The sequence below is a fragment of the Streptomyces sp. NPDC050619 genome (assembly GCF_040654815.1).
Lineage (GTDB): Bacteria > Actinomycetota > Actinomycetes > Streptomycetales > Streptomycetaceae > Streptomyces.
Window position 1 is genome coordinate 1 of record NZ_JBFAIR010000161.1, and the last position, 1,209, is coordinate 1,209.

2 protein-coding genes and 1 pseudogene are annotated in these 1,209 nt (G+C 69.4%); 2 read left to right on the forward strand and 1 reads right to left on the reverse strand.

Features of this window, described 5'->3' with window-relative positions:
• On the forward strand, positions 1-602 hold a 602-nt coding region (locus tag AB0I77_RS53700), incomplete at its 5' end, for an acyltransferase family protein (RefSeq protein WP_363290352.1).
• Here AB0I77_RS53700 and AB0I77_RS53705 read toward each other — a convergent pair.
• Positions 592-717 (reverse strand): RICIN domain-containing protein, encoded by a 126-nt coding sequence (locus AB0I77_RS53705; RefSeq protein ID WP_363290353.1) that lies wholly within the window; start codon positions 715-717, stop codon positions 592-594. The two genes, AB0I77_RS53700 and AB0I77_RS53705, sit on opposite strands and share 11 nt — an antisense overlap.
• Positions 718-955: 238 nt before the next feature.
• Here AB0I77_RS53705 and AB0I77_RS53710 point away from each other — a divergent pair.
• A pseudogene (locus tag AB0I77_RS53710) lies at positions 956-1,209 on the forward strand (hypothetical protein); the annotation flags it as partial.

The window sequence follows — 1,209 nt, forward strand, 5'->3', positions numbered from 1 at the left end:
GGCGTGGGGGGGGGGGGGGGCTGGGCGGGGTCCTCGCGCTGGCCCTGGTCGCCTTCAACGGCACGGTCCCGGTGTGGGAGGGCCTGGTGATCCTCGCCGTGATGTTCCTCGGTACGGCGGTGTACCGGGCCGACACCGGTCAGAGCAGGTGGTCGTACGCGGCGTGCGCGGCCGTCGTGGTGGTCGTCTGCGCGGTCGGGAGTGCGTACGGCGACGGCGGCGGGGACCACTTCACACAGCGCGGCTGGATCGCGGCCTTCCTGCTGGCCGTGTTCACCTTCGGCGCCGGACTGGCGCTGCGCCGTCGGCGGATCCCGCGCCTGCTGACGGGACTGGGCACGATCAGTTACTCGGTCTACCTCGTGCATCCGGTGCTGCTCGCGGTGAGCGACGGCACGATCGGACGCCGACGGCACGACGACCTCGTACTCGAAGTGGCTTTCTATGTCGTGCTGTTGCCGCTGTGCGTGCTGACGTACCGCTACATCGAGGCGCCGGCCCAGAGATGGGGCCGGAGTCTGGCACGCCGTAACGCCCCGGACCGGTCGGTGTCCGGGGCGTCGTCGGCGTTGGAGCGGGCGGGCCGTACGGCTAGCGGGTGATCAACTGCCAGCCCTGATTGGGCGAGCCGTCGCAGCCGAACTGGGCGGCCACCGCGCCGTTGGCGGTGCTCGCGTTCGAAATGCCCAGGCACAGGCCGCTCTTGCGGTTCTTCAGCGGATTCTTGCGAGGAACCCCGGGGCTTCAGCCCCGGGAGGAATCGCATCCTGGCGGCCGCGGCGCGGAGCGCCGCGGTATCACTGCGGTTGACTGGCCGCGGAGCGGCCGGGTGCCGAGCCTTCGGTTCCGGGTTGGGTGGCGCGGGAGTATCCCGAAATGTGACCGGATTCGCTCGATGGGATGAACGGCTACGAACGTGTGGGGGTGTCTCGCACTGGCGTGTACGGTCGGGATCATGAAGCTGGTCGTGCAGGTGAAGCTCTTGCCGACGTCCGTACAGGCGACGGCACTTGAGGCGACCCTGCACGCCGGCAACGAGGCGGCGACCTGGGCCAGTCAGGTCGCCTTCGAACAGGGTGTGAAGAGCAACTTCGCGCTGCGCAGGCTCACCTACGACGAGGTGAAGGCGCGGTGGGGGCTGGGAGCGCAGGCGGCCCAGCATGTGATCAAGAGTGCGACACGAAGTCGCTGTCGTCGAGTGGAGGCACG